Genomic DNA, 24,910 nt, shown 5'->3' with positions numbered 1-24,910 from the left:
GATACCGGCCTTCAGGAACCCGGTCCGCCGGCCGCGGTGCCCGGCAGTGGCAGAATCGAGCCAGACGGGCGCAGTCCGCCGCCGGGAGCACCGCCTCCGGCCCCCCAGACCCCGCAGGAACGATGAGCACGTACCGCGACTTCGCACACCGCGGCTCCGCCCGCGCCACCGTCCTGCGGACCGTGGGCAACCGGGAGCGGCGCTCGCACCTCACGGCGCCGCGGGTCCCCACCGTGGGCATCGACATCGGGGGTACGAAGGTGATGGCCGGCGTCGTCGACGCCGACGGCAACATCCTGGAGCAGTTGCGCACCGAGACGCCGGACAAGTCCAAGAGCCCCAAGGTCGTCGAGGACACCATCGTCGAGCTGGTCCTGGACCTCTCCGACCGGCACGATGTGCACGCCGTCGGCATCGGGGCGGCCGGCTGGGTCGACGCGGACCGCTCCAAGGTGCTTTTCGCCCCGCACCTCGCCTGGCGCGACGAACCGCTGCGCGACGCCCTTGCCTCTCGCCTCGTCGTCCCTGTCATGGTCGACAACGACGCCAACACCGCCGCCTGGGCGGAGTGGCGCTTCGGAGCGGGCCGTGGCGAGGACCACCTCGTCATGATCACGCTCGGTACTGGTATCGGCGGCGCGATCCTGGAGGACGGTCAGGTCAAGCGCGGCAAGTACGGCGTCGCCGGTGAGTTCGGCCACATGCAGGTGGTGCCCGGCGGGCACCGCTGTCCCTGCGGGAACCGCGGCTGCTGGGAGCAGTACAGCTCCGGCAACGCCCTGGTCCGCGAGGCCAAGGAGCTGGCCGCGGCCGACTCCCCGGTGGCGCACGGCATCATCGAGCGGGTCAAGGGGAACATCCCCGACATCACCGGGCCCCTGATCACCGAGCTGGCCCGTGAGGGCGATGCGATGTGCGTCGAGCTCCTTGAGGACATCGGCCAGTGGCTCGGCGTAGGCATCGCCAATCTGGCTGCCGCGCTCGACCCCTCCTGCTTCGTCATCGGAGGCGGAGTCAGCGCCGCGGAGGACCTGCTGATCGGCCCCGCCAGGGACGCCTTCAAACGCCACCTCACCGGTCGTGGCTACCGTCCCGAGGCCCGGATCGTAAAGGCGCAGCTCGGCCCGGAGGCAGGTATGGTCGGCGCCGCCGACCTGGCCCGGTTGGTGGCCCGCAGATTCCGTCGTACCAACCGTCGCCGCGTCGAGCGGTACGAGCGGTACGCGCAGATCTACGACCAGGCCGCGAGCACCATCCGTATCACGCGCAACACCCGCACCTCCTAGGGATCTCCATAGAAATGACCGCAGCCGAACACCCCGTCCTGCCGCGCCAGTCCTCTCCACCTGACGACGACAAGCCGCCGCGGGACCGGCGCCAGATGATCCGCCGCCGCCTGGTCACGGCGACGATCATCGTGCTGCTCATCGGCATTCCGGCCGGCTATCTGCTGATCTCCGCCGAGCAGAGCCGCCGCTCCGGCCAGAACAAGGAGGCCGAGGCCTCCGCGCAGGGGCTCAGGGAGGGCTGGCCGTCCCGGGTGCAGCGCCGGATCTACGAGCTGCCGATACCCGGTAACGCCCTGGACGTGCAGTACTACGAGACCAACAACTGGAAGGCCAGCCGGTTGTACGTGGAGTTCCGCACTACGTCCGCCGGGCTCGACAGGTTCCTGAGCCGGCTGGGCAGCGGCCGCGCCGCTCTGGAGACCGGCAAGGTCAGCATCAGCGAGCGCGACCAGGAGGTCTCGGGCTGGAGCTTCGGCCCCGGCGTCGAGTGGGCGGGCACCACACACACCAACGAGGACCCGCGGCCCACCCAGGACATCACCGTGAACATGACCGACCCGATGAACCCTGTCGTCTATGTCGTATCCGCGGCGACCCCCTGACCGGAAGCCGACGGACCGCCGTACTCTGGCCGGTCCGGTCGTGGGATCGCGCTGGGGATGTCCACGGCGGCTCTCGCGGGTTCGCTGTCCTTCACCTGCCGTCGTGCTCGGCTTCGAGCCAGCCCAGCCGTGCCGTATGGAAGCCCAGCTGCATGCGATTGTGCACTTTCGCGGTGTCCATCAAGAGCCGGATCCGGCGCTGCACCGTCCGCACAGAGGTGCGCAGTTGGGTGGCGATGGCTTGGTCGGTGAGGCCGGCCAACAACAGGGTGAGGATCTGTGTCCCCATGTCATCGATGGCGGGCGCGTTCTGCACGGCACCCGCAGAGGTGATGAACTGCGTTGCTTTCTCCCATTCGGACTCGAACAGTGCAATCAGCGCGTCGAGCAGGCTGCACTTGTGCACGAGCAGAGCTCCCGCCTTTGCGGCATTGGTGGAACCGAGGAGTGGAACAATGGCCAACTCGCCGTCCACGATGAAGAGTTTCAGTGGCACCGAGTCGGCGATCCGGACCACCTCCCCAGTAGCCCGCGCCTGGATGATGTCGTCGAACGACGGAGCTCCCCCGTCGAGCATCGCGCGTTCGACTATCACGCGGTAACGGACACCCCGCTCGATGACCGCGTCGTCGGTCATGTTGCCGGACGAAAAGAACGGCGCCTTGACGAAGTTCATGATCTCTTTGCGTGCGCCGAGTTGTATGTGTCCGAGGCGCTCGCGGATGGCCTCGGGGCCGTGGATCACGTCGACGACCTCCGCTGCGCCGCGCCCGAGAGTGGCCGCGCGGTAGATTTCGTCGAGGGAGTCGAGTTCGAGTTTCGCCAGATTGAGCTCGTTCTGTCGCTGGCTCAGGGGCGCCCGCAGCGCCGCCGCCGGCGGGGCGGCGGCGAACCGAGTGGTGTCGCCGAGGCTGCGCGCGACGAGCCCCTGGTCTTCGAGCCTGCCGAGGATGCCCACCACCTGACGGATGTCGCAGCCGATGAGTTCGGCAAGTCCGGTGGGCGTGGCGGAGGCCACCGAGACCAGAATGCGGTAGGTGTCTGCCTCTTCGGGGGTAAGTCCCAGCACGTCTGACAGCATGATGCCTCTTTGTCTGTCCGTCGGGCGCTGCCCCGTCCGCATGCGGCGACGGCTTCGCCGAAAACGCGGGGCACGGCCGAGGCGAACCTCACGTATCGCCCCGGCCGTGGCCCCTCCGGACCGGTTCACTCAGCGCAGTCGGTACGCCTGGGGAATGGTCTGCTTGACCTTGTTCCCCGCACTGTCGGTCGCGGTGATCCGCAGTGCGACTCCTTCGGGAGCCTTGTCACGCTCCGGGTGCTCGATGCGCGCGGTGAAGGCGTTCTTCCCGTCGGCCTTGGTGCTCACCGACTTCCAGGTCTTGCCACCGTCGAAGCTGGCCTCCGCCCGCAGATCGGTCACGGTCGGTGGCGTGCTGAGCCGATCCTGGTAGTAGCCGGTGACGGTGATGGGGTGCAGCCCGTTGGCCTTGGCGGTGTTGTCCAGACCAAGGCCCAGGTCGTACCGCAGGAAGATCAACGGCTCCGGACGGCACGCACCGGGATCCTTGACAACGACGTCCGCGATGCACGGCTGTGACGTCGGCGTGTCGGACTTGGTCGGCCGGTCGGACGTGTACTCCCACGCGGTCTTGACCCCGTTGGTCTCCGCCTGGAACGTGTAGCGGGCCGATTCCGCAGGCAGGTCGTACGAGATGACATCGGCCTTGCACCCCACCAGCGCGAGCATCGCTACGGCTGCCGACGCCGCCAGGTTCACCTTCCGGCGCCACCTCGATGGCTCGGCCGCGTTCATCGGAGCAGTCTCCTTTCCCACTTCGGTCATCACCGCCCGCTCCTCGACATCAGGTCCGACGCGTTGCCGGGCTCGCCGAGCTGGAAGGCGAACTCGACCGGGTTGAGCTTTTGCTGGAGTTCGTGGCCGGCGTCGTCGAAGAGGCCCACCTTGCAGGCGGGGGGCTCACAGGGCTGGATCCCGTAGATCAAATGGGCGATACCCGTGTCGTTGAGCATGCCTATCATCGCCTGGCGACCGCCCCCGCCGCTGGTCTGGTACAGGGTGGGCCAGAAGCGGTCGCCCTCCCGGCAGCCGGCGCACGGCAGGCCGGTGTCGGCGGTGAAGCCCGACTTGGTGCGGACCTGGGGTGCCGCGCCGGGAAGGGACGGACCCTCGTTCCACTCGATGGTGTTCTTCTTGCCGAGCGCCAGGTCCTGAGTTTCGGCCGGGCCCGACGGACTTGCCACGGACGGCGCGAGATAGTCCCTGGCGGACATCTCGAAGCGGTCGATCGCGTTGTCGTTCCGCGGCCCGACCAACGTGGTGAACTGCCGCTGACTGTCCGGCTTGGGCAGCATGCTTTCCTCTGTCACCGGGCCGGACTTGGTCATCCGGTTCCAGCTGAAGTGGGGAATCGCGCCAGGCTTGTCGGCGTGCAGACGGTGATCGACGCGGTCGAGATCCCGGGACTGGACCTGGTACGGCAGGTTGCCGGGAACCCGACCGGGGGAGTCGAAGGCCAGAGCGTAGGCCTTGGACACTTCGCGACTGCCACCGAGTTCGATCCGGATGCCGGACTTCGCTCCGCCCTCGATCCGCTGGATCAGCGTGGCGGCCTGGGCCGGGGGTACGGTCACGATCGGCAGCGCCGCGTACGGGTCGACCGGCGGGCAAGTGTCAGGGCCGTTCTCGCACTTGTACTGCCGGAACGACTCGTACTTCAGCAGGGCGACCCGCTCGGTTTCACCGGTCACCAGCACCCCGACCGCACCCGCGGCGGCAGCCGCCGTCACTCGCTCGCGCAGTTTGTTGAAGTCGCAGGTCGTCTTGCAGATGTCGGTCGGCTTCAGCAGCACCAGCGCACCTTTGGCATCGACCTTGGCGAGTTCCTCGGCCGAGCCGGTGCCCGCGTAGACGACGGGCTTCTGCCCGTTGGCGGGCAGTCGGGGAATCGTCGACCGCACGAGGGTGGTTACGGGCTTCCCGTCCTTCGTCCACTTCTGGTTTCCGCCGTTTATGGTGGTGTCCGGTGTCGCATAGCGGGCGTCCAGGTCGAAGGAGTCGCCGTTCCCCGTGACCTTCATCGTCACTGATGGCGGTACCAGGACATGCCGGCTGAAGAAGTCGAGCGTGCCGAGGCTGACCTCACCGGTGGTCGGCAGTGCCCACCAGTGCGGCTCACCGGGACCGTATTCGGTGGCCAACGACGCCGTGATCCCCCAGTCTCCGTCCACGGAGCTGCGCTGGGTCTTGAAGAGTGCCGTGTATGTCTCGGTCCGCTCCGGGGTGTTCACACGGATGGGCTTGACCTTCCGAAGGTCCAGCTCCACCGTGGTTGCCCCGTTGACCTCCGCCTCCGGCACCATCGGTGCGGCCTTGTGCAGCTCGCCGGCCGAGTCCCGCCACGTCACCCCGAGGGCTGCCGTGACAGTACCGGAGAAGACCCGTGCCTTGATCGTCTCGCCGCCCGGTACCGTCAGCGGCTTTTCGTACAGGTTCAGCTTGTCCTCGTCGACCGGGACGATCAGCGCGCTGCCGTACGAGACATCGGTGGCTCCGGCCGGAGGAATGACCTTGATGGTCAGGTCGTGGCGGATCGGCTCCACATAGCTCGAGATCCGCGATGATCCGAGCAGTGTCCCCGCACTGTCCTGGGCGGTCAGGACGCCGGCGTATGCGCCGTACTGCCCGGAACTGTCCACCACCCTGCCGTCCATGGTCACCGTCACATCGGCCGAGCCCTTGGCGGGCACGGTGACCTGGTCGGCGCTGAGGGTGAAGAGCCCCTCCGGTGCGGGCTTGCCCGAGGAGGAAGCCGAGGCGGAGAGCGTAAGAGTGATCGGCTCGTCGGTCACGTTGGTGTAGGTGACCGTCCTGGACACCGGCGAGTGCGGGTATTCGGCTCGGCCGAAGTTCAGGTTGGCGTCGGGGATGATCTTCGGATCGATTGCGCGGGCCACGTCCACCCGGCCGGCTCCCTGCGCGAACAGGTCGTGCCCGAGGTCCTTGGAGGTCGCCATCAGCAGCGACTTGATCTGCCGCCCGGTGAAGTCCGGGTGCTGCTGGGCGATGATCGCCGCGGCACCGGCCATATGGGGCGTAGCCATGGAAGTGCCGTTGGCGGACGTGTAGTAATCGTCCACGGGCTTGCCCATCCCGGTGCCCTTGGCGCGGGCCGCGACGATGGCGACGCCCGGCGCCGCGATGTCCGGCTTGGCCGCGCCGTCCCCGACGCGGGGTCCGCGGCTGGAGAAGGGGGCCATCCGGTCGCTCTTGTCCACGGCCGCGACGGTCAGCGCCTCGTCGGCGGCACCTGGCGACCCGACCGTCTCGGAGTTCGGGCCGGCGTTGCCCGCGGCGATGACGAACAAGGTGCCGTAGGTGCGGCTGAGACTGTTGACCGATGTGCTCAGCGGGTCCTTTCCGTCGGAGGGCGCGCCGCCGAGGCTCATGTTCACCACGTCGGCACCGGACTTGGCGGCCCACTCCATGCCGGCGATGACCGCGGAGCCGGCGCACGAGCCGTCCGAACCGCAGACTCTGCCGATGGCGAGCTTCGTACCGGGCGCCACACCGCGGCGCAGCCCGTCGGAGGCCTGCCCGGTACCGGCGATCGTGGACGCCACATGGGTACCGTGTCCGTGTTCGTCCACCGGACCCTTCGGGCTGTCGGTGAAGTCAACCGCCTCGGTGATCCGGTCGGCGAGATCCGGGTGGGTGGCATCGATGCCACTGTCCAGCACCGCAACCTTCACGTTCGAACCGTCGTAGCCGCGCTCCCAGGCGGCGGGCGCGCCGATCTGCGGCACGGACTGCTCGAGCTGCAGCTTCGTCAGCTCGTCCAGCCACACCTTCTTCACCCTGGCCAGCGGGCCGGTCGCCAGGGAGGCGGCGGACTTGCCGGTGTTCTTCTTCCGTACCTCTTGCCACCACTGGCCGTTGCCCTTGATGGTCATCGAGCGGCCGTTGATGCTCGGTAGCACGGTCTTGGCGGTCGTACCGGTGGGGGGCGTCACCGTCCGGGCACTGGTCTTGCCGGTGTACGTGGCGATTACCGGGACCTGACCGGTCCTGCCCGCGGTCGTCCAATCGGCCAGCTTGGCGAGGTTGAAGAGCTCCCAGTCCAGCACGTCGGCACGGAGCAGCGACAACGCGTCTTCCGGTACGACGTAGACCTGGTCGTTTCTGGTGACGGTGTGAAAGAGAACCGACTCGTTTCCGGGCCGCGTCGCGGGCACGATCTCACGGACGACCGGCTTCCGGTCCTCGGTGATGCCGATCTGCACCTTGTCGCCGGTCACCAGCGTCAGCGACAGGTTCGCCCGATTTCCGGCAGCGGCCTTGAGAAGGCTGTCTCCGACCGAAGCCGGCAGGTCGAGGGAAGTAAGGGAAGACGGAGCCGGAGTCGGGTTGGAGGCGTTCGCCGCGGTGCTCGACATGACCGTCCCAAGGACGGTCATGCCGACGGCCGCGGTGACCAACCGTCGTCTGAGACGCCTCATCGCGAGGCCTCCTGAGCTGCCGTTGTTTCGTGTTCGCCATGAGAATGGCGTGGTGGATGCATGAGCTTCTCCTGCTCTTCGCGAGAAAGAAGTACTTGGTGCATTCGGCAGATACTTTCGGACCCTGCGCGGACCGAGGCAACTGATTGGCAGTGGCGGATCTCTTCCATGTCGCAAACCCGCCACGGCAATTGGCGGCAAAGCTGGCAGAGGAACGTCAATGCATGCGCAGCCAGCGAAAACCACCGGCGTCGATATCGGCAAGGCGCAGCTGCACCGAAGCTGCGGTGCAGCGAGCGAACCGGTGCGGACGTCAGAAATATCGGTTGCGCCCCGCCTTTTCGAGATTGCTGCTGATTTCGGCAATACGGAGGAGCGGCAAGGTATTTGGTTTCCGGTTCGCCGTTTCGGTGTCGCCGATGAGAGTGCCCTTGGTACCGCGGTAGTGGGTGACGTGCACAACAAGCAGCGCCCACTGGCGACAACCTGACAGAGGGATAGGGTTCGGGTGAGAGGGATCCGCTCGGTGCACGCGAGTTGCGCCAGGTCCGGACACGGTGGCCGCCCGAGGAGGAGCCGGATGCTGCAGGCGCTGGGATTGGGCCCGGCCGAAGAGGACATCTACACGGCACTGCTGGCCCGCCCGACAGCCTCTGCGCAGGAACTCGCCCGGCAGACCGGACTCGAGAAGGCCGAGACCACCCGCATCCTGCTTGACCTGGCGACACGTGGTCTGGTGGCCGTCGCCACCGAGGCCGGGAGCGGGGCACCCGACTCGACTGACTGCGGGGCCGGCCTCCAGCCCGCCCGCTACCGGCTCACACCGCCCTCGGTGGCCCTGGCCCCGTTCCTCGTCGAGCAGCGCAACGCGCTGCACCGGGCCGAGACCGCCTTCTCGATGCTGACCGAGCAGTACCGCAGCACTGCCGCGCACCCCGCGGGCAGCGTCGTGGAGGCGGTCGTCGGCGTGGAGCAGGTCGCACACCGCTTCCACCAACTGCAGCGCGGCGCCCAGCGAGAGTTGCTCGTCTTCCTGGTCGGCGAGCCCATCGCGGTGCCGCGCGAGGATGCCGACATGTCGGAGAGTTCCGCGCTGGACCGCGGAGTCGACTTCCGGGTCGTGGCCGCCAAGGACTATCTCGACGGTCCCGGCATGGCAAAGGAAGCACGGGCGAGCATCACGGCAGGCCTCGAGCTTCGCCTGGTCGACTCGCTGCCGCTGAAGATGGTCGTCTCGGACCGGGAGCGCGCCATGGTGCCACTGGACATGGCGGACTCCGGCGGCGAGCCGAGCGCGATCGTGGTGCACCGCAGCGGCCTGCTGACAGCCCTGGTCCATCTGTTCGAGAAGGAATGGGCCCAGGCCCGGCCGCTGTACACCACCACCACGGGGGTGCGCGCGGAGCCGACAGGTGATCAGCAGCCGACCGAAGGGGAACTGGAGGTCCTCGCCCTGCTGCTGGCAGGGATCTCCGACCGGCGGGTGGCCTCCCAACTCGGCCTGTCCATACGCACCGTGGAGCGACGGACGCGCCGTCTGATGGATCTGGCCGGAGCAGATTCGCGCCTGCAACTCGGATGGCACGCCGCACGTGCGGGCTGGCTTTGACCTCCTCCTCGGCCGGGCAGGCGTACCCCACCGGCCGAGTCCGAAGGCCCATCAAGCCGGCGCGCCGATGGATGTGACCGCATGGCGGAAACCCGCCATGCGGGAAACCCGCCACGCGCGGCACCCCCGCTCAATCCATACGTCTGCGAGGCTGCAGCCGCAGTTTGGCATATGTTCATGGCGCACATAGGGAGATTCATGCGTTCCATAACGCGTATGGCCTTGGGCACGGCGACCGCCGCCGTCCTGGCCGTCACTGCGGCCGCGCCTTCCGGGGCGGCGGATACACCGTCTGACGGTTCCTCGGGGAAGAGGCCCATCGCCGGCGGCGGGACCGCAGCAAAGGGTGGCAAGCAGGTGACGGTCACGCTCGTCACCGGCGACAAGGTGCAGGTGACCACGGACGCGTCGGGTCGCAGCTCGGCGGCGGTGCTGCCCCGCAAGGACGGCACACAGCCGATGGTGCAGACCTATCAGAGGGGCAAGGACCTCTACGTCTACCCGGAGGGCGCCTCTCAGGCGATCGCTCAGGGCAAGGTCGACGAGGAGTTGTTCAATGTCACCGGGCTCATCCGTCAGGGATACGACGACGCACATTCCGACGCGCTGCCGCTCATTGCCACTTATCAGAACAATGTGAACGTTGCCGACAGTGCGCCGGCGGCTCCGCGTGGGGCCGAGCGGGGTCTGATCCTCCCGGCTGTGGACGGCGTCGCGCTCAAGGCCGGCAAGGACACTGCCGCCACCTTCTGGCAGGATGTCACCAACCCGCACTCACGTTCTGGTTCCACGCTGAAGAAGCTGTGGCTGGACGGCAAGGTCGAGGCCACGCTGGACCAGTCCACCAAGCAGGTGCACGCGCCGGAGGCCTGGGCGGCCGGCTACGACGGCAAGGGCACCAAGGTCGCCGTGCTGGACACGGGCGCGGATGCCGAGCACCCGGACCTGGTGAACCGGGTGGAAGCGTCCAAGAACTTCACGGATTCCAAGACCACCAACGACTATGTGGGCCACGGCACGCACACCGCCTCCACGGTCGGCGGGTCCGGAGCGGCCAGTGACGGCCGGAAGAAGGGCGTCGCCCCCGGTTCCTCCCTGCTCGTTGGCAAGGTCCTCAACGACGCAGGCTACGGCCTGGACTCCTGGATCATCGCGGGTATGCAGTGGGCCGTCGACCAGAAGGCCGACGTCGTCTCCATGAGCCTCGGCAACCCCAGGATCGGCGACTGCGCCGACCCGATGGCCCAGGCCACGCAGGAACTGTCGAAGAGCAAGCACACCCTGTTCGTCGTCGCCGCCGGCAACTCCGGCCCGGGCGCCGAGACCGTCTCCTCGCCCGGGTGCGTGCCCGGCGTGCTGACCGTGGGCGCCGTCGACCGCGACGACACCACCGCGCAGTTCTCCAGCCGCGGTCCGGTGGCCGTCACGCACACCCTCAAGCCCGAGATCGCCGCCCCCGGTGTCGGCATCTCGGCGGCGGCCGCCGGTGGCCGCGGCGTCTATGCCTACCGGACGATGTCGGGCACCTCCATGGCCACCCCGCATGTCGCGGGCGCTGCGGCTGTCGTCCGGCAGGCGCACCCGGACTGGACCGCGCAGCAGATCAAGGCTGCCCTGGTCTCCTCCGCCCGCACCGGCGGCAAGGTCGCCGGCGCCGACCAGACCGGCGGTGGGGTACTTGACGTGTTCGGCGCGGTGAACCAGAAGGCGCTCTCCGCGCCCGCCGTCCAGGCCGGCAGCTACAACTGGCCGCAGGACGCGTCGGACCGCACCACCGTGCAGGTGCCCTTCACCAACACCAGCGACAGCGACCTGACGCTCCATCTGAAGGTCAGCGGTGTCCACGGCAACGACGGCAGCGACGTCACCTCCGGAGTCATCAAGCTGGAAGAGAACCAGGTGACGGTCCCGGCGGGGGCCACCGCTCAGGTGCCGCTGCAGATCGACCCCACCGCCCGTCTGAAGCCCGCCCAGTACGGTGCGGTCACCGGCCGGATCCTGGCCACCGGCGGCGATGTGCACGTCTCCGTGCCCGTCACTCTCTACGTCCAGCCGGAGACGGTCACCCTCCAGGTCAAGGTCATCGACCGCAACGGCAAGCCCGCGACCGGCCCCTCCTCCCTGGACGTCGCCAGCCTCGACACCGACGAGGGCGAGCGCCGCACCAACGCGGGTGCGCCCGAGCAGACCTACCGTGTGCGCCCGGGCGACTACGCCCTCAGCAGCTTCGTGGCGACGTCCGACGCGAGCAACAAGCCCGAATCGGTCAGCTACCTCGCGAACCCGCAGCTGCGGATCACCAAGGACACCACCGTCGTCCTCGACGCCCGCAAGGCCCACCAGCTGAGCCTGCACACCGACCGCCCCTCGACGCTGCAGGGCACCACGTTGAACTACGTCCGCGGGTGGGACGACACCTGGCAGCTCAGCGGAACACTCACGGCCAGCGGCGCCGTGCAGAAGTTCTACGCAGACATCGACGGCCGCGCTCAGAAGGGCACCTTCGAGTTCCGGCCCACCTGGCGCGCGACCGGCTCCGAGGACGGCTCGTCCTACGTCTACAACGTGTCGTTCCCGACCGAGGGCCCGCTGCAGTCCGACCAGGTCTACCAGCCGAAGGACTCGAAGCTGGCCCAGGTCACCGAGACGTGGAACTCCATGGGCAAGGAGGCCGACTACATCGACGCGCTGTTCCTCCGTCCCTCCGGGAGCAGCTCCACCCAGATCCCCGTGAGCCTGTACCAGACGGTCCACGTGCCCGGTACCCGCACCGCCTACTACACGACCGGCGACGACGCCTGGTACCACGGCGCGATGAGCAGCTTCCCGTTCGCCGCGTTCATGGGCGACCAGGACCGCACCTACCAGGCCGGACAGCGGAGCACCGAGGAGTGGTACGGCGGCCCCCTGCGGCCGGCCGCGCCGCGCGACGCCGACGGCAACCTGATGCTGGCCGCCGAGCGGCAGGGCAACCTGTTCGGCATCCAGAACGCCCTCTGGGTCGACGGCTCCGGCGACCACTGGACCTACGGTGGGTCGTTCGGTGACATCGGCAAGATGTCACTGAAGCGCAACGGCGAAGAGATCGGCCGGCTCGCCTACCCGTACGGCGTGTTCGAGGTGCCGGACGAGGACTCTGCGTACGAGCTCACCCAGCACCTGGAGAAGATCTACACCGGGGACAAGAACTGGCTGCGTTCCACCGCTGTCGACACCACCTGGAGCTTCCGCTCCCACCTGGAGTCCGACGTCTACTCCCGCGGCCTGCCGCTCCTCCACCCGGCGTACGACCTGCCGGTGGACGGCATGAACACCTTGCCCGCGCAGAGCGGCATCAAGGTCGGTCTGTCGGTCGAGGGCCACGCCGATTACACCCCGGGTGCGATCAAGGCGGCCTCGCTGTCCTATTCCTACGACGGCGGCGACACCTGGACCCAGGCGCCGACCGAGCAGCACGACGGCAAGTGGACGGCCGTCGTCGACCACACCGGCGCCTCCGGCAAGCAGGTCATGACGAAGGCCACCTTCACCGACGCCAACGGCAACGCGGTCACCCAGACCATCACCCGCGCCTACGACGTGCGGTAACCACACGGTCTGTCCGGGCGGTCCCTCTGCAACGGGCGGCCGCCCGGCCGGACAGCGGAGATCCACGACACGACGAAGCCCCGCCATTCTCTTGGCGGGGCTTCGTCGTGGTGCGCCCAGCATGGGAGATTGATTGGGGGTGGAAGTCCCCTGGGGGAAGAGGTGGTGCTAACCCCGAGCCGGAGGCAAGGGCGTCACCGTGAGGTGGGGTCTGGAGGAAGCCCGAGGCGAGACCCGGGTACCGAGGAACACGAACCGCGTATGAGGCGCGCTGGTCTGGGTGAGTCGGCTACGTACGACCGCGCGGCGACGCGATGTTCTGCGGGGGCGGCGGTGTTGTCGCGACCCGTATCAGGGCCCAGGACGGCTCGCGGGTGTGGACGGCGAAGAGCCCGGGCATCCCCGTCCAGGGCATGCACCTGGTGGGCGCCACCGACGACACGGTGCTCGGCTACCGCTTCGCCGCCCAGGACGCCCCGCAGGACCCTCCCACCGAGGTGGTGGCCCTCGACGCGAACAACGGCCGGGAACTGTGGTCCGTGCCGTCCGGCGCCCAGTCGACGGCCGTCACCGGGCGGACCCAGGACGCCCTTGTGATCGGCTCCACCGTCGTGACGGTCGACGCTTCCAACTCCCGCTTCGAGACCCGGGACGCGCACAGCGGTGCGGTCACCTGGACGACGCCGTTCCCCACGGGTACGCAGTGCGCTCCCGTCCCGGTGGGCCCACAGCTCCTCGCGATGTGCGCGACGGATGCGGAGCTCGATGCCTCAGAGGTGCGCCACCCCACCCTGTACACGGTCGACCGCGCCTCGGGGACGCTGGGCAGGCCCATCGCTGTCGACGGCCCCGCCGTGCCGATGGGCGTCGCCAACGGCAGGCTCGTGCTCCTCCAGGGACAGATGGAGGGACCGGAGCTGGTCGGCTACGACGGGGTGGCGCGGGTCGACCCGGCTTCGCGGAAGGTCACGTACTCCCGACTGGCCAAGACATACGCGGGGACGCCCGGCATGGCGGACGGCACCGTCTACGTGAGCGGGCAGACCGGTCTCGTCACAGCGCTCGACCCCGCGACCGGCCGGAAGAAGTGGTCGCGGCAGACCGGTGTGGAAGGCGCGTCGGGTCCCGTTGCGGGAGACGACGCACTGTATTTCAGCTCGGCCACCGGCCGGTTGGTCGCGCTGTCGCCGTACGATGGCACACCCCTGTGGACAACAGACCCGCAGGCCGATGGTTTGACGGGCGAGCAGGGCGCAAGCCCGCGCGTGACCGTTGCGGGGCGTGCGGTGATCGTGGCCGCGACTAAGAACACTCTCTTCGCCTTCGACGCGCAGAAGCCGCCGAAGTCGGGCTGACCCGGACGGCACCGGACGCCGGCCGCTTTCCTTGCCCTGCGGACACCTCAGCTGTGCCACACCTCCGTGCCGAGCGACGACCACGATTCGACATTCGTCGGGCTCGCGCTGTGAGCTTCCCGACATTCAACCGATGACGGAGCTGTGCCGCCGGCCATAAAGTCCGCGTAAACCCGTCATTCGGCAGAGGGGCGAACAAAGTCTCGTGCGCCGTACCCTGTTGAACTTCTTGTTTTCCCGAGCACCGCCTCGGGGCTGGAAGGTTCCGTCCTCGTCCGGTTGATTCATCTTCTTGAAGCACGGTAATGAGCGCATTCTTGACGTTTCGTCATCGCATGCGGAGTGACGACGGCCGTGGTATTCGGTTCCAGCCGGTGACGGCTGCTCAGGCACGGACACCTGCTGGCCCCCATCGTCGAAAGCGGCCTCATGCGGCCCGTGTTCTAGTACGAGGATGCGATTCGTCAGCACGTGCTCGTGGAACCTGCCGTGGACAGTGACGGCGACGGAAATCCCGATGTGGTCGCGGCCGGCATCATCCGGCCGAAAGAGACCGAGTGGAGCCTCCAACTCCCCGTGATCACGGACTTCAGGCCGTGCTAAAGCACGCTGGGCCGCGGAAACGAGTCGCAGCTGAAGCAGTACGGATGAGCCGAGATCAGCCTAAGAATTCACGATTCGGGTTTTCATGCACCGCTTAGGAGAGCTGTACATGTCTCATCCCCCCTCCGCGCGGCCATTCCGCCGCAGATCGCGTCCGGTCGCGTTGACCACGATGGTCGGACGCGTCTGCACGCTGATCGTGGCGCTCGCCGTCGCCGCACTCACGGTGATCGCTTTACCGGCCGCGGCCGCGACCCCCACTTCCACCGCCTCAGCCTCCGCTACCTCCGCCAAGAATCCTGTCTCGACGGCGAAGGCCGCCGGCCCGACTTCGCCTGGCCGGCACCCCGCCAATCAGGTGTGCGACAAGCCGTCAAAAGCCGGTGAGATGTCGTGCTTTGCGATGGTCCGGACCGATGTCGTCAAGGAGAAGGGTCTCCAGGCTGATGCCGCACCGGCCGGTTTCGGTCCGGCCGACCTGCAGAGCGCGTACAACCTGCCTTCTGCCGGATCCACTGAGACCGTCGCCGTCGTGGCTGCGTACGACAACCCGAACGCCGAGGCGGACCTGGCGGTCTACCGTCAGCAGTACGGGCTGCCGCCGTGCACCACGGCCAACGGCTGCTTCAAGAAGATCGACCAGCGCGGCGCCACCGGCTATCCGGCAGGGAACTCCACGTGGGCCTCGGAGATCGCACTGGACATTGACATGGTCAGCGCGACATGCCCGAGCTGCAAGATCCTGCTGGTCGAGGCCGACGACGCCCAAATGAAGAACCTCGGCGTGGCCGTGAACCAGGCGGTCGCCCAGGGCGCCAAGCACATCTCCAACAGCTGGGGCAGTATCGAGACTTCCACCGAGCTCCAGAACGAAGCCTACTTCAACCACCCCGGTGTCGCGATCACCTTCGCCACCGGTGACAGCGGTCACCGCGTCGCGTACCCGGCTGCGTCGCGGTATGTGACGGCGGTCGGGGGCACCTCGCTGTTCAAGGACACTTCCATCGCCCGTGGTTGGACCGAGAGTGCATGGAATTTGGCGGGCAGCGGCTGCTCGAGGTACGTGCCCAAGCCGTCTTTCCAGCAGGACACCGGCTGCGCGCGCCGTACGACCGCGGATGTGTCCGCGGTCGCGGACCCGAGCACCGGTGTCGCGGTCTACGACGGCGGCTGGAGGGTTTTCGGCGGCACCAGTGCGTCCGCCCCGATCATCGCCGCGGTCTACGCGCTGGCCGGGACGCCGGAGGCGGGTTCGGCGCCCAACTCCTACCCGTATAGTGCCCAGCCCTCCGCGCTGAATGATGTGACGTCTGGGAGCAACGGAAGTTGCACGCCTGGGTACCTGTGCAACGGAGGGCCGGGGTATGACGGGCCGACCGGGCTCGGCACCCCGAACGGGCTTGCGGCGTTCCGCCCCGCGCCCTCCGGGCCGCACGGCACTGTCGCGGGTACGGTGACCGACGGCAGCGCTCCGGTGGCGGAGGCCAAGGTAACTATGGGTGACGTCACGGCGATGACGGACAGACAGGGCCGCTACACCCTGACCGCGTCACCGGGAACGTATGACGTCAGCGTGAGCAAGTTCGGGTACGGCACCAAGACCGTTTCGGGTGTCGCGATCGCTGACGGGCAGACGGTGACCGAGGACTTCGCGCTGAGCGCGAAGTCGCGCGTCGACATCACCGGCAAGGTCCATGACGGTTCCGGTCACGGCTGGCCGCTGTATGCGACGGTGCGGGTCAAGGGCGAGCCGACGGCGGTCGCCTACACCGACCCGAAGACGGGGAAGTACACGCTGAGTGTGCCCGTCTCCGGCACCTACACCCTGCAGGTCGACCCGGTGTATCCGGGTTATGAGCGTAACTCTCAGGCTGTGCAGGTGGGTTCGGCGGATGTGACGCATGATGTCAACGCGTCGGTCGACCAGGCGACCTGCACTGCCGCCGGGTACGGCTTCAAGTACCACGGCACCACCGAGTCCTTCGACGACGGCACCAAGCCGGCGAGCTGGACCGTCGATGACAAGGTCGGCAACGGTCAGACCTGGGTGTTCAAGGATCCCCGCAAGGTCGGCAACAGGACCGGCGGGTCCGGCGACTTCGCCGTCCTCGACAGCGACTACTACGGCCGCACCAGTTCACAGGACAGCTCGCTGATCAGCCCGGTCATGGACTTCAGCCAGCAAGCCCAACCGGTCCTGACCTTCCACTCCGACTACAACGGCATCGGGTCCCAGACCGGAGACGTCGATCTCAGCGTCGACGGCGGCCAGACGTGGAAGACCCTCTGGCACCACACCAACGACAGAGCCTGGGGGCCGCGGACCGAGGTCGTGGACCTGTCCCAGGCCGCCGGCAAGGCCAAAGTCCAGGTGCGGTTCCACTTCACCGCCGACTGGGGCCTGTGGTGGCAGGTCGACGACGTCCTGCTCGGCAGCCGCACCTGTGACCCGCTGCCAGGCGGCCTGGTCGTCGGCCGGGTGACCGACAAGAACACCGGGGCCGGAATCAACGGCGCCACGGTGACCTCGGCCGACAAGCCCACCGAGAAGACGACCTCTGCCGCGACGCCGAACAACCCGAAGCTGAGCGACGGCTTCTACTGGATGTTCTCCACGCTCACCGGGGAACACAAGTTCTCCGCCGCGGTGGGGCGCCACTACAGCCCACAGGACATCACGGTCAACGTGGCCCCGGACCAGGCAACGGACGGCACGTTCGCCCTGCCCGCACCCCGGCTCGCGGTCAGCCCGGCCCAGCTCAGCACGACCGTCGACTGGCAGGGCCAGGCCAACTCCGCCCTGACCCTGAAGAACACCGGAACCGCCCCGCTCACCGCCAAGATCGGCGAGTGGCCGGTCGTCAACCAGCCCGCCGCGCAGCCTGCCGCGGCGCAGCAAGGTGCTCCGCTGCAGAAGGTGAAGGGAGATTACAGTCCCCTGCCGCCCCAGCCCGGCAAGACCAAGCGTACTGCGGCGGCCAAGCCGTCGGTGACGCCGTACTCGGCGCCGTGGACGACGGTGGCCGACTACCCCATAGAGATCATGGACAACGCTGTGGCGACCATCGGCGGCAAGGTCTACTCGGTCGGCGGATTCGACGGCACGACCTACCGCAACAATGCCTACCGTTACGACGCGGATGCCCAGGCGTGGAGTGCTCTGCCGAACCTGAGCGTCGCCCGGGATGCGCCGCAGGCGGCCGCCTACGGTGGCAAGCTCTACGTCTTCGGCGGCTGGGGCCTGGACGGGCACCCGGTGGCCAAGACCGAGATCTACGACCCGGCGAGCGGTACCTGGTCCACGGGCGCCGACAACCCGAAAGCGTACGACGCCGCCGGCGTGGCCGTGCTGGGCGACAAGATCTACATCGTCGGTGGCTGCCTGGGCAGCGTCTGCACCACTGCGGATGTGCAGGTCTACGATCCTGCGACGAACTCCTGGAGTTCGGGCCCGGCGTATCCGGAGCGGACCGCCTGGCTCGGCTGCGGTGCCATCGAGGACAAGCTGTACTGCGCGGGCGGGTGGAATGGCATCGGCAGCACGCACGCCTACAGCTACGACCCGGCATCCGCCAAATGGACTCGCGTCGCTGACCTGCCGATCGAGCTGTGGGGGATGGGCTCCTCGGTGTCAGCCGGCAAGCTCCTCGTGTCCGGTGGCGTGACCGACCACTCCAGCGTGCTCACCAACCAGGGCTTCGCCTACGACCCGGAAGCCGATGCCTGGGCCGCGCTGCCCAACTCCAACAACACTCTCTACCGCGGCGGATCCACCTGCGGCTTCTACAAGATCGGTGGTTCCGCCGGAAGAAACTACGGTTCTACGAAAGCGGAGCTGTTGCCCGGCAATGACCAGTGCACAGCCACGGGCGATGTCCCCTGGCTCTCACTGGACAAGACCGAGGTGACGATCCAGCCGGGCGAGAGCGTTGATGTCAACGCGAGTTTCAACGCGAACATCGCCGAGATCACCCAGCCGGGCACGTTCGCCGCGCAGCTCACGATCGGCGCGAAGACCCCGTACGGGGCGATCCCCTCGGTGCCGGTGACGCTCACGGTGAACCCGCCCAAGACCTGGGGAAAGATCACCGGGACGGTTACCGGGGTCGGCTGCACCGACACGTCGGCGCCGCTGACCGGAGCGACCGTGCAGATCACCTCGAAGACGGCGAACTACACCCTGAAGACCGACCGGAACGGTCGGTACGTGTACTGGCTCGACGTCAAGAACAACCCGCTCACGGTGACCGCCTCCAAGGACGGCTGGGAGCCGCAGACCCGATCGGTCAAGATCAAGGAGGGTAAGGCGACCGCGGCCGACTTCTCTCTCAAGTACACGTGCACCTGACCTGACGCTCCGTGGGGGGCGGGGCCCCCGCCCCCGCCCCCCACGAACGGGCGACCCGAACCCGTTATCCGGCAGAGGGGGCGAATAAAGTCTCGTGCGCCGTGCCCTGTTGAAATCGTTTTCCCGAGCACCGCCTCGGGGCTGGAAGGTTCCGTCCTCGTCCGGTTGATTCATCTTCTGGAAGCACAGTAATGAGTACCATTCTTGACGTTTCGTCAGAACGTGCTCTGGAACCTGCCGTGGGCAGTGACGGCGACGGAAATCCCGATGTGGTCGCGGCCGGCATCATCCGGCCGAAAGACCGAGTGGAGCCTCCAGCTCCCCGTGATCACGGACTTCAGTCCGTATTGCAGCACGCTGGGCCGCGGAAACGAGTCGCGGTTGAAGAAGTGCGACTGAGCCGAGATCTGTCTGATGAAGAATTCACGATTTGGGTTTGCACGCACCCCGTAGGAGATGTACATGTCTCATCCCCCCTCCGCGCAACCGGCCCGCATCAGATCGGGTCCGCTCGCGTTGACCACGACGGTCATGTCACGTACCCGGCGCATCCTCAGGGGAGCAGCGGCGGTCACCGTTGTGGCCCTGACGCTTGGCGTCGGTCCGGCGCTGCCTGCGACGGCGGCGAGTCAGACCGAAGGCACGATCGAGAACGCGGGCGCGCCCGGTGCCATCAAGGATCGGTACATCGTGATCCTCGGCAAGGGAGCCGACGCCGACTCGCGCAAGGGCAAGGCGCTGGCCGCCAAGTACGGTGCCAAGGTCAAGAGGACCTACGACACGGCGCTCAACGGCTACGCCGTTGAACTGACGGAGAAGCAGGCCAAGCGGTTCGCCGCCGACCCGGCCGTGGAGTCCGTTGTGCAGGACCAGGTCGTCAAGGCCACCGGCACCGACCCGACCGGCACTCAGCCCAAACCGCCCTCCTGGGGGCTGGACCGGATCGACCAGCGAGCCCTGCCGCTCGACAACAGCTACACCTACGCGGGCAGGGCGGGCGGCGGAGTCACGGCCTACATCATCGACACCGGTGTGCGCATCAGCCACCAGGACTTCGGCGGCCGCGCCAGCTACGGGTACGACGCTGTGGACGGCGACGACAAAGCCGAGGACGGCCACGGCCACGGCACGCACGTCGCCGGCACGGTCGCGGGCTCGTCGTACGGTGTGGCCAAGGCGGCCAAGATCGTCGCGGTACGCGTGCTCAACAACAACGGCTCCGGTTCCACCTCCGGCGTCATCGCGGGCGTGGACTGGGTGACCGCCAACGCCGTCAAGCCCGCGGTGGCCAACATGAGCCTCGGCGGATTTGCCGACACGGCGCTGGACACCGCTGTCCGCAACTCCATAGCCTCCGGGGTCACCTACGCCGTGGCGGCGGGCAACGACAACGTCGATGCCGCCACTTCGTCCCCGGCCCGCGTGACCGAGGCCCTCACCGTCGGCTCCACCACCAGCGGCGACGCCCGCTCCAGCTTCTCCAACTACGGCAGCACGGTGGACATCTTCGCGCCCGGGTCAGCCATCACGTCGGCGTCGAACACCGGCGACACCGCCACCAACACCCTCAACGGCACCTCGATGGCGTCCCCGCACGTGGCCGGAGCAGCAGCGCTCTACCTGGCGGACAACCCCACCGCCACCCCATCGCAGGTCGCAGGGGCGCTGACCTCCGCAGCCACCACCGGAGTGGTGACCGACCGGGGCACCGGTTCCCCCAACCTGCTGTTGAACGTCGAGGAGTTCCGTTCCGGGCCGCGCGGCATCGTCACGGGTACGGTGACCGACGGCACGGCTCCGCTGGCGGCGGCCAAGGTCACCGTGGGTGACGTCACGGCGATGACGGACGGGCAGGGGCACTACACCCTGGCCGCGTCACCGGGAACCTACGACATCAGCGCGAGCAAGTTCGGGTACGGCACCAAGACCGTTTCGGGTGTCGCGATCGCTGACGGGCAGACGGTGACCGAGGACTTCGCGCTGAGCGCGAAGTCGCGCGTCAACATCACCGGCAAGGTCCATGACGGTTCCGGTCACGGCTGGCCGCTGTATGCGACCGTGCGGGTCAAGGACGAGCCGACGGCGGTCGCCTACACCGACCCCAAGACGGGGAAGTACACGCTGAGTGTGCCCGTTTCCGACACCTACACCCTGCAGGTCGACCCGGTGTATCCGGGTTATAAGCGTAAATCTCAGGCTGTGCAGGTGGGTTCGGCGGATTTGACGCATGATGTCAACGCGTCGGTCGACCAGGCGACCTGCAGCGCGACCGGATACGGCTTCCACTCTGCCGGCCCCACCGAGTCCTTCAACGGCCCCACCGCGCCGACGGGCTGGACCGTCGACGAGAGGCTCGGCAACGGCCAGACCTGGGCGTTCAACGACCCGGGCCAGCGCGGCAACAAAACCGGCGGGTCCGGCGGCTTCGCCGTCATCGACAGTGCGCAATACGGCTCCGACAAGTCACAGGACAGCTCGCTGATCAGCCCGGTGATGGACTTCAGCCAACGAACCCGCCCGGTCCTGAGGTTCCGCACCGACTACTACAGCGTCCCGGGCCAGACCGGGGACGTCGATCTCAGCGTCGACGGCGGTCAGACGTGGAACAACGTGTGGCACCACACCACCGACGACGCCCGGGGGCCGCGGACCGAGGGCGTGGAACTGCCCCAGGCCGCCGGTAAGGCCAACGTCCAGGTGAGGTTCCACTTCACCGCCGGCTTCGGGCGGTGGTGGCAGGTCGACGACGTCTACCTTGGCGACGGCGCATGCGACCCGGTACCGGGCGGCCTGGTCCTCGGCCGGGTAACCGACAAGAACACCGGAGCCGGCATCAACGGCGCCACGGTGACCTCGGCCGACAAGCCCGCGGAGAAGACGACCTCGACGGCGACGCCGAACGACCCGAACCTGGGCGACGGCTTCTACTGGATGTTCTCCTCCCTCACCGGGAAGCACACCTTCTCCGCCACGGCCCAGAACTCCTACAGCCCAGAGGACATCACCGTCAACGTGGCCCCGGAGCAGGCAACGGACGGCACGTTCGCCCTGCCCGCACCCCGGATCGAGGTCCCGGCCCAGCTCGGCAAGACCGTCGACTGGCAGGGCCAGGCCAGCTCCACCATGACCTTGAAGAACACCGGAACCGCCCCGGTGACCGCCCAGATCGGTGAGCAGCCGGGCGGCCACCGGCCCGCCGCGGCGCAGCAGGGTGCTCCACTGCACGAAGTGAAGGGAAACTACAGCCCCCTGCGGTTCCGGCCCGGCAAGACCGCGCAGACGGCGGCCGCGAAGTCGTCGGCGGCGCCGTACGCGGCGCCGTGGACGACGGTGGCCGACTACCCCGTACCGGTCATGGACAACGCCGTGGCGACCCTCGGCGGCAAGGTCTACTCGGTCGGCGGAACCGACGGCAATGCCACTTACAACAAGGCCTACGTCTACGACCCAGGCGCCCAGGCGTGGAGCGCCCTGCCGAACCTGAGCATCGCCCGTGCGGCGCCGCAGGCTGCTGCCTACGGTGGCAAGCTCTACGTCTTCGGCGGCTGGGACACGGACGGGCGGCCGGTGGCCAAGACCGAGATCTACGACCCGGCGACCGGTGCTTGGTCCGCCGGCGCCGACAACCCGAAACCGTACGCCGGCGCCGCCGTGACCGTACTGGGCAGCAAGATCTACATCATCGGCGGCTGCACGTTCGACGACTGCAGCGGGACGGACGTGCAGGCGTACGACCCGGCCTCGAACACCTGGAGTTCGGGCGCGGCGTATCCGGAGCCGGTCTCCTGGCTCGGCTGTGGCCCCATCGCGAACAAGCTGTACTGCGCGGGCGGGGCGACCGAGGCCGGCACCGTCAAGCACGCCTACAGCTACGATCCGTCGTCACACAGGTGGACCGCCGTTGCCGACCTGCCGATCGACCTGTGGGGGATGGGCTACTCGACGGCAGACGGCAAGCTCCTCGTGTCCGGCGGCGTGACCGACGGCTTGAACACGATCACCAACCAGGGCTTCGCCTACGACCCGGGCTCCGACACCTGGACCGCGCTGCCCAACTCCAACAACTCCGTCTACCGCGGCGGCTCCGCCTGCGGTCTCTACAAGATCGGAGGTTCCCCCGCAGGGCGGGACGCGGCCAAGAATTCCGAGCTGCTGCCCGGCTATGGCCAGTGCGTTGCAGTCCCCTGGCTCTCGGTGGACAAGGCCGAGGTGACGATCCAGCCGGGCGAGAGCGTTGACGTCAACGTGAGTTTCCAGGCGAACGTCGCCGAGATCACCCAGCCGGGCACGTTCACTGCGGAGCTCACGATCGGGGCGAAGACCCCGTACGGGGCGATCTCCTTGGTGCCGGTGGCGCTCACGGTGAACCCGCCGAAGACCTGGGGAAAGATCACCGGGACCGTCACCGGAACCGACTGCACCGGCACGCCCGCGCTACTGAGGGGAGCAACTGTGCAGATCACTTCGAAGACGGCGAGCTACACCCTGAAGACCGACGAGAACGGTAAGTACGTGCTCTGGCTCGGCGTCAGCAACAACCCGCTCACGGTGATCGCGGCCAAGGACGGCTGGGCGACGCAGACCCGATCGGTCAAGGTTACGAAGGGCATGACGACCACGGCCGACTTCTCTCTCAAACCCGACCACACCTGCACCTGATGTGACGCTTCGTGCGGGCCGGGCACGGGCCCGGCCCGCGCGGACAGGTCGCGGCCCCGCCACCGATCCGATGGCGGGGCCGTCGCCCTTCTCCGCCGCCCGTCTGCTGCGCGGGGCAGCGGGGCGTCGCCGGACTGGGGGTTCAGCAGGCAGGCCGGTAGCGGCCGGTGAACCGCGCGAGGTTCAGTACGCCGTCTGAATCGGCCCTGACCTGGCATGGGGTTGGGGGCGGACTCTCAGCCTCTGGTGGCGGGCAGCACCTTCCAGGAGCCGGTGCCGGTGCCGCGGTCGGTGTAGGGGCTGGTGGAGACGTCGTACTTGGCACCCTGCTGGGTGGAATGGCCGTTGGTGTCGAGGAACCCGCCGTTGGCGGAGCCGTAGTCGTTGAGCAGGTGCACGATGTCGTCGGTGCGGATGTGGCCATCCCTGGGGGAGGACGTCTTGGCGAAGATGTGCCACTTGCCGGTGCCCGGGCCGCGGTCCTTGGTGACCGTGGTGGACACCTCGTACTTGGCGCCCTGCCGGGTGGAATGGCCGTTGGTGTCGAGATAGGTGCCGCTGCTGTACTGGTTGATGAGGTAGACGACGTCACCGCTGGTGACACGGGTGCCGTTCGTCTTGCCGGTCGCGGAGACGACCTTCCAGACCGACGTCGCCGGGCCGCGACTGTTGGGGGTCTGGTTGGTGCTGACGTCGTAGGTGGCGCCGGACTGGGTGGAGCGGCCGTTGGTGTCGAGGTAGCCGCCATCACCGCCGTACTGGTTCTGGAGCAGGATGTTGCTGCCATAGGTGAGATCGCTTTGGGCTGCGGCGCCTGCGGCCGTTGTGGGGGCGGCGAGCGCGGCGGCGGTGGCGGTGAGTGCTACGGCGGCGGCGCAGGCGGCCACACGCTGCTTCATGGTGCGGAGCAAAGGGATCCCTTTCGTCACTTTCTGCGTGTATGTCGTTGCAGTTAGTGAGTGTGCCTGGCAATGAAGACTTACGTGCGTCGTGCGTGGTTTTCGTTGCGCCAAACCCCCCTATCTGGGGAAGTATGGGCACTCTGTGTGTCATGGCCGGCCACGCCGACTGGCTGACACGAGCACCCGATCACGCGTACGACGCGGCGGAGTGGGACGGCATCTACCACCCGGTCTGCTTCTCCTCCGCCGACTGCGCACTCCACAGCGGATAGACCGGCCTGGGCAGGATCTTCGCTGCGCACGCCGGCGAGGTCTGCGCACGCACCAGTGAGCTGAACGTCTTAGCCTCAATCCGCCGAGGTCGTTCGAGAGTGATCTTCTGATCGATTTCTGCGTTCGCTTTGGGCTGGTGGCTGGGTGCGGGCAGGTGGTATC

Annotated in this window: 13 protein-coding genes and 2 pseudogenes; 9 read left to right on the top strand and 6 right to left on the bottom strand. The window is 67.8% G+C overall.

Annotated features, from left to right (window positions below; genetic code table 11):
• Window positions 1-122 precede the first annotated feature (122 nt).
• Both ABT115_RS27875 and ABT115_RS27870 read left to right on the top strand, forming a co-directional pair.
• Window positions 123-1,286, top strand: coding sequence for an ROK family glucokinase (locus ABT115_RS27875; protein WP_351795335.1), 1,164 nt, complete (start codon window positions 123-125; stop codon window positions 1,284-1,286).
• A 14-nt stretch (window positions 1,287-1,300) separates the two neighbouring features.
• Complete coding sequence (locus ABT115_RS27870) at window positions 1,301-1,891, top strand: hypothetical protein (RefSeq protein ID WP_351795332.1); 591 nt, start codon at window positions 1,301-1,303, stop codon at window positions 1,889-1,891.
• Between the two features lie 91 nt (window positions 1,892-1,982).
• Here the strand turns inward: ABT115_RS27870 and ABT115_RS27865 are convergent, their stop codons facing one another.
• The 3 genes from ABT115_RS27865 to ABT115_RS27855 all read right to left on the bottom strand — a co-directional run bounded on the left by ABT115_RS27865 (window position 1,983) and on the right by ABT115_RS27855 (window position 7,411).
• The gene (locus tag ABT115_RS27865) at window positions 1,983-2,972 is read right to left on the bottom strand and encodes a helix-turn-helix domain-containing protein (RefSeq protein ID WP_351795330.1); all 990 of its coding nucleotides are present in this window, start codon (window positions 2,970-2,972) and stop codon (window positions 1,983-1,985) included.
• A 129-nt stretch (window positions 2,973-3,101) separates the two neighbouring features.
• Window positions 3,102-3,737, bottom strand: coding sequence for a hypothetical protein (locus tag ABT115_RS27860; RefSeq protein ID WP_351795327.1), 636 nt, complete (start codon window positions 3,735-3,737; stop codon window positions 3,102-3,104).
• Window positions 3,737-7,411: a S8 family peptidase gene (locus ABT115_RS27855; protein ID WP_351795325.1), complete on the bottom strand. Its 3,675-nt coding sequence runs from the start codon at window positions 7,409-7,411 to the stop codon at window positions 3,737-3,739. The genes ABT115_RS27860 and ABT115_RS27855 overlap by 1 nt, the downstream gene beginning before the upstream one ends.
• A gap of 220 nt (window positions 7,412-7,631) precedes the next feature.
• Between ABT115_RS27855 and ABT115_RS27850 the strand changes: the two genes are divergently transcribed.
• From ABT115_RS27850 to ABT115_RS27830, 5 genes and pseudogenes are all read left to right on the top strand, one after another.
• Window positions 7,632-7,901, top strand: a complete 270-nt coding sequence (locus ABT115_RS27850) for a hypothetical protein (RefSeq protein ID WP_351795323.1) — start codon at window positions 7,632-7,634, stop codon at window positions 7,899-7,901.
• A 90-nt stretch (window positions 7,902-7,991) separates the two neighbouring features.
• On the top strand, window positions 7,992-9,020 hold the full coding sequence (locus ABT115_RS27845; RefSeq protein WP_351795320.1) for a helix-turn-helix domain-containing protein: 1,029 nt from the start codon (window positions 7,992-7,994) through the stop codon (window positions 9,018-9,020).
• Between the two features lie 198 nt (window positions 9,021-9,218).
• Complete coding sequence (locus ABT115_RS27840; RefSeq protein WP_351795317.1) at window positions 9,219-12,608, top strand: S8 family peptidase; 3,390 nt, start codon at window positions 9,219-9,221, stop codon at window positions 12,606-12,608.
• 302 nt (window positions 12,609-12,910) lie between these two features.
• Window positions 12,911-13,963: pseudogene (locus tag ABT115_RS27835) on the top strand (PQQ-binding-like beta-propeller repeat protein); the annotation flags it as partial.
• A gap of 712 nt (window positions 13,964-14,675) precedes the next feature.
• Entirely contained in the window at window positions 14,676-18,914 is a 4,239-nt protein-coding gene (locus ABT115_RS27830) for a carboxypeptidase regulatory-like domain-containing protein (protein ID WP_351795314.1), read from the top strand.
• 215 nt (window positions 18,915-19,129) lie between these two features.
• Here the strand turns inward: ABT115_RS27830 and ABT115_RS27825 are convergent, their stop codons facing one another.
• A complete protein-coding gene (locus ABT115_RS27825) occupies window positions 19,130-19,378 on the bottom strand; it encodes a hypothetical protein (RefSeq protein WP_351795312.1) in 249 nt (82 codons plus the stop codon).
• Between the two features lie 67 nt (window positions 19,379-19,445).
• On the opposite strand from ABT115_RS27825, the pseudogene ABT115_RS27820 reads away from it, so the two are divergent.
• Together ABT115_RS27820 and ABT115_RS27815 are read left to right on the top strand one after the other, a co-directional pair.
• Window positions 19,446-20,888, top strand: a pseudogene (locus ABT115_RS27820) (S8 family serine peptidase); the annotation flags it as partial.
• Complete coding sequence (locus ABT115_RS27815; protein ID WP_351795368.1) at window positions 20,877-23,573, top strand: Kelch repeat-containing protein; 2,697 nt, start codon at window positions 20,877-20,879, stop codon at window positions 23,571-23,573. The pseudogene ABT115_RS27820 and the gene ABT115_RS27815, both read left to right, overlap by 12 nt.
• A gap of 236 nt (window positions 23,574-23,809) precedes the next feature.
• On the opposite strand, the gene ABT115_RS27810 is transcribed toward ABT115_RS27815, so the two are convergent.
• Complete coding sequence (locus ABT115_RS27810; protein ID WP_351795309.1) at window positions 23,810-24,472, bottom strand: hypothetical protein; 663 nt, start codon at window positions 24,470-24,472, stop codon at window positions 23,810-23,812.
• A gap of 223 nt (window positions 24,473-24,695) precedes the next feature.
• A partial coding sequence (locus ABT115_RS27805) for a hypothetical protein (protein WP_351795306.1) occupies window positions 24,696-24,910 on the bottom strand: 215 nt, incomplete at its 5' end.

Source organism: Streptomyces sp. NPDC001832, from assembly GCF_040297265.1.
GTDB lineage: Bacteria > Actinomycetota > Actinomycetes > Streptomycetales > Streptomycetaceae > Streptomyces.
Note: the sequence above shows the minus strand (reverse complement) of the source record. Positions and strands in the feature narration are given on the sequence as shown.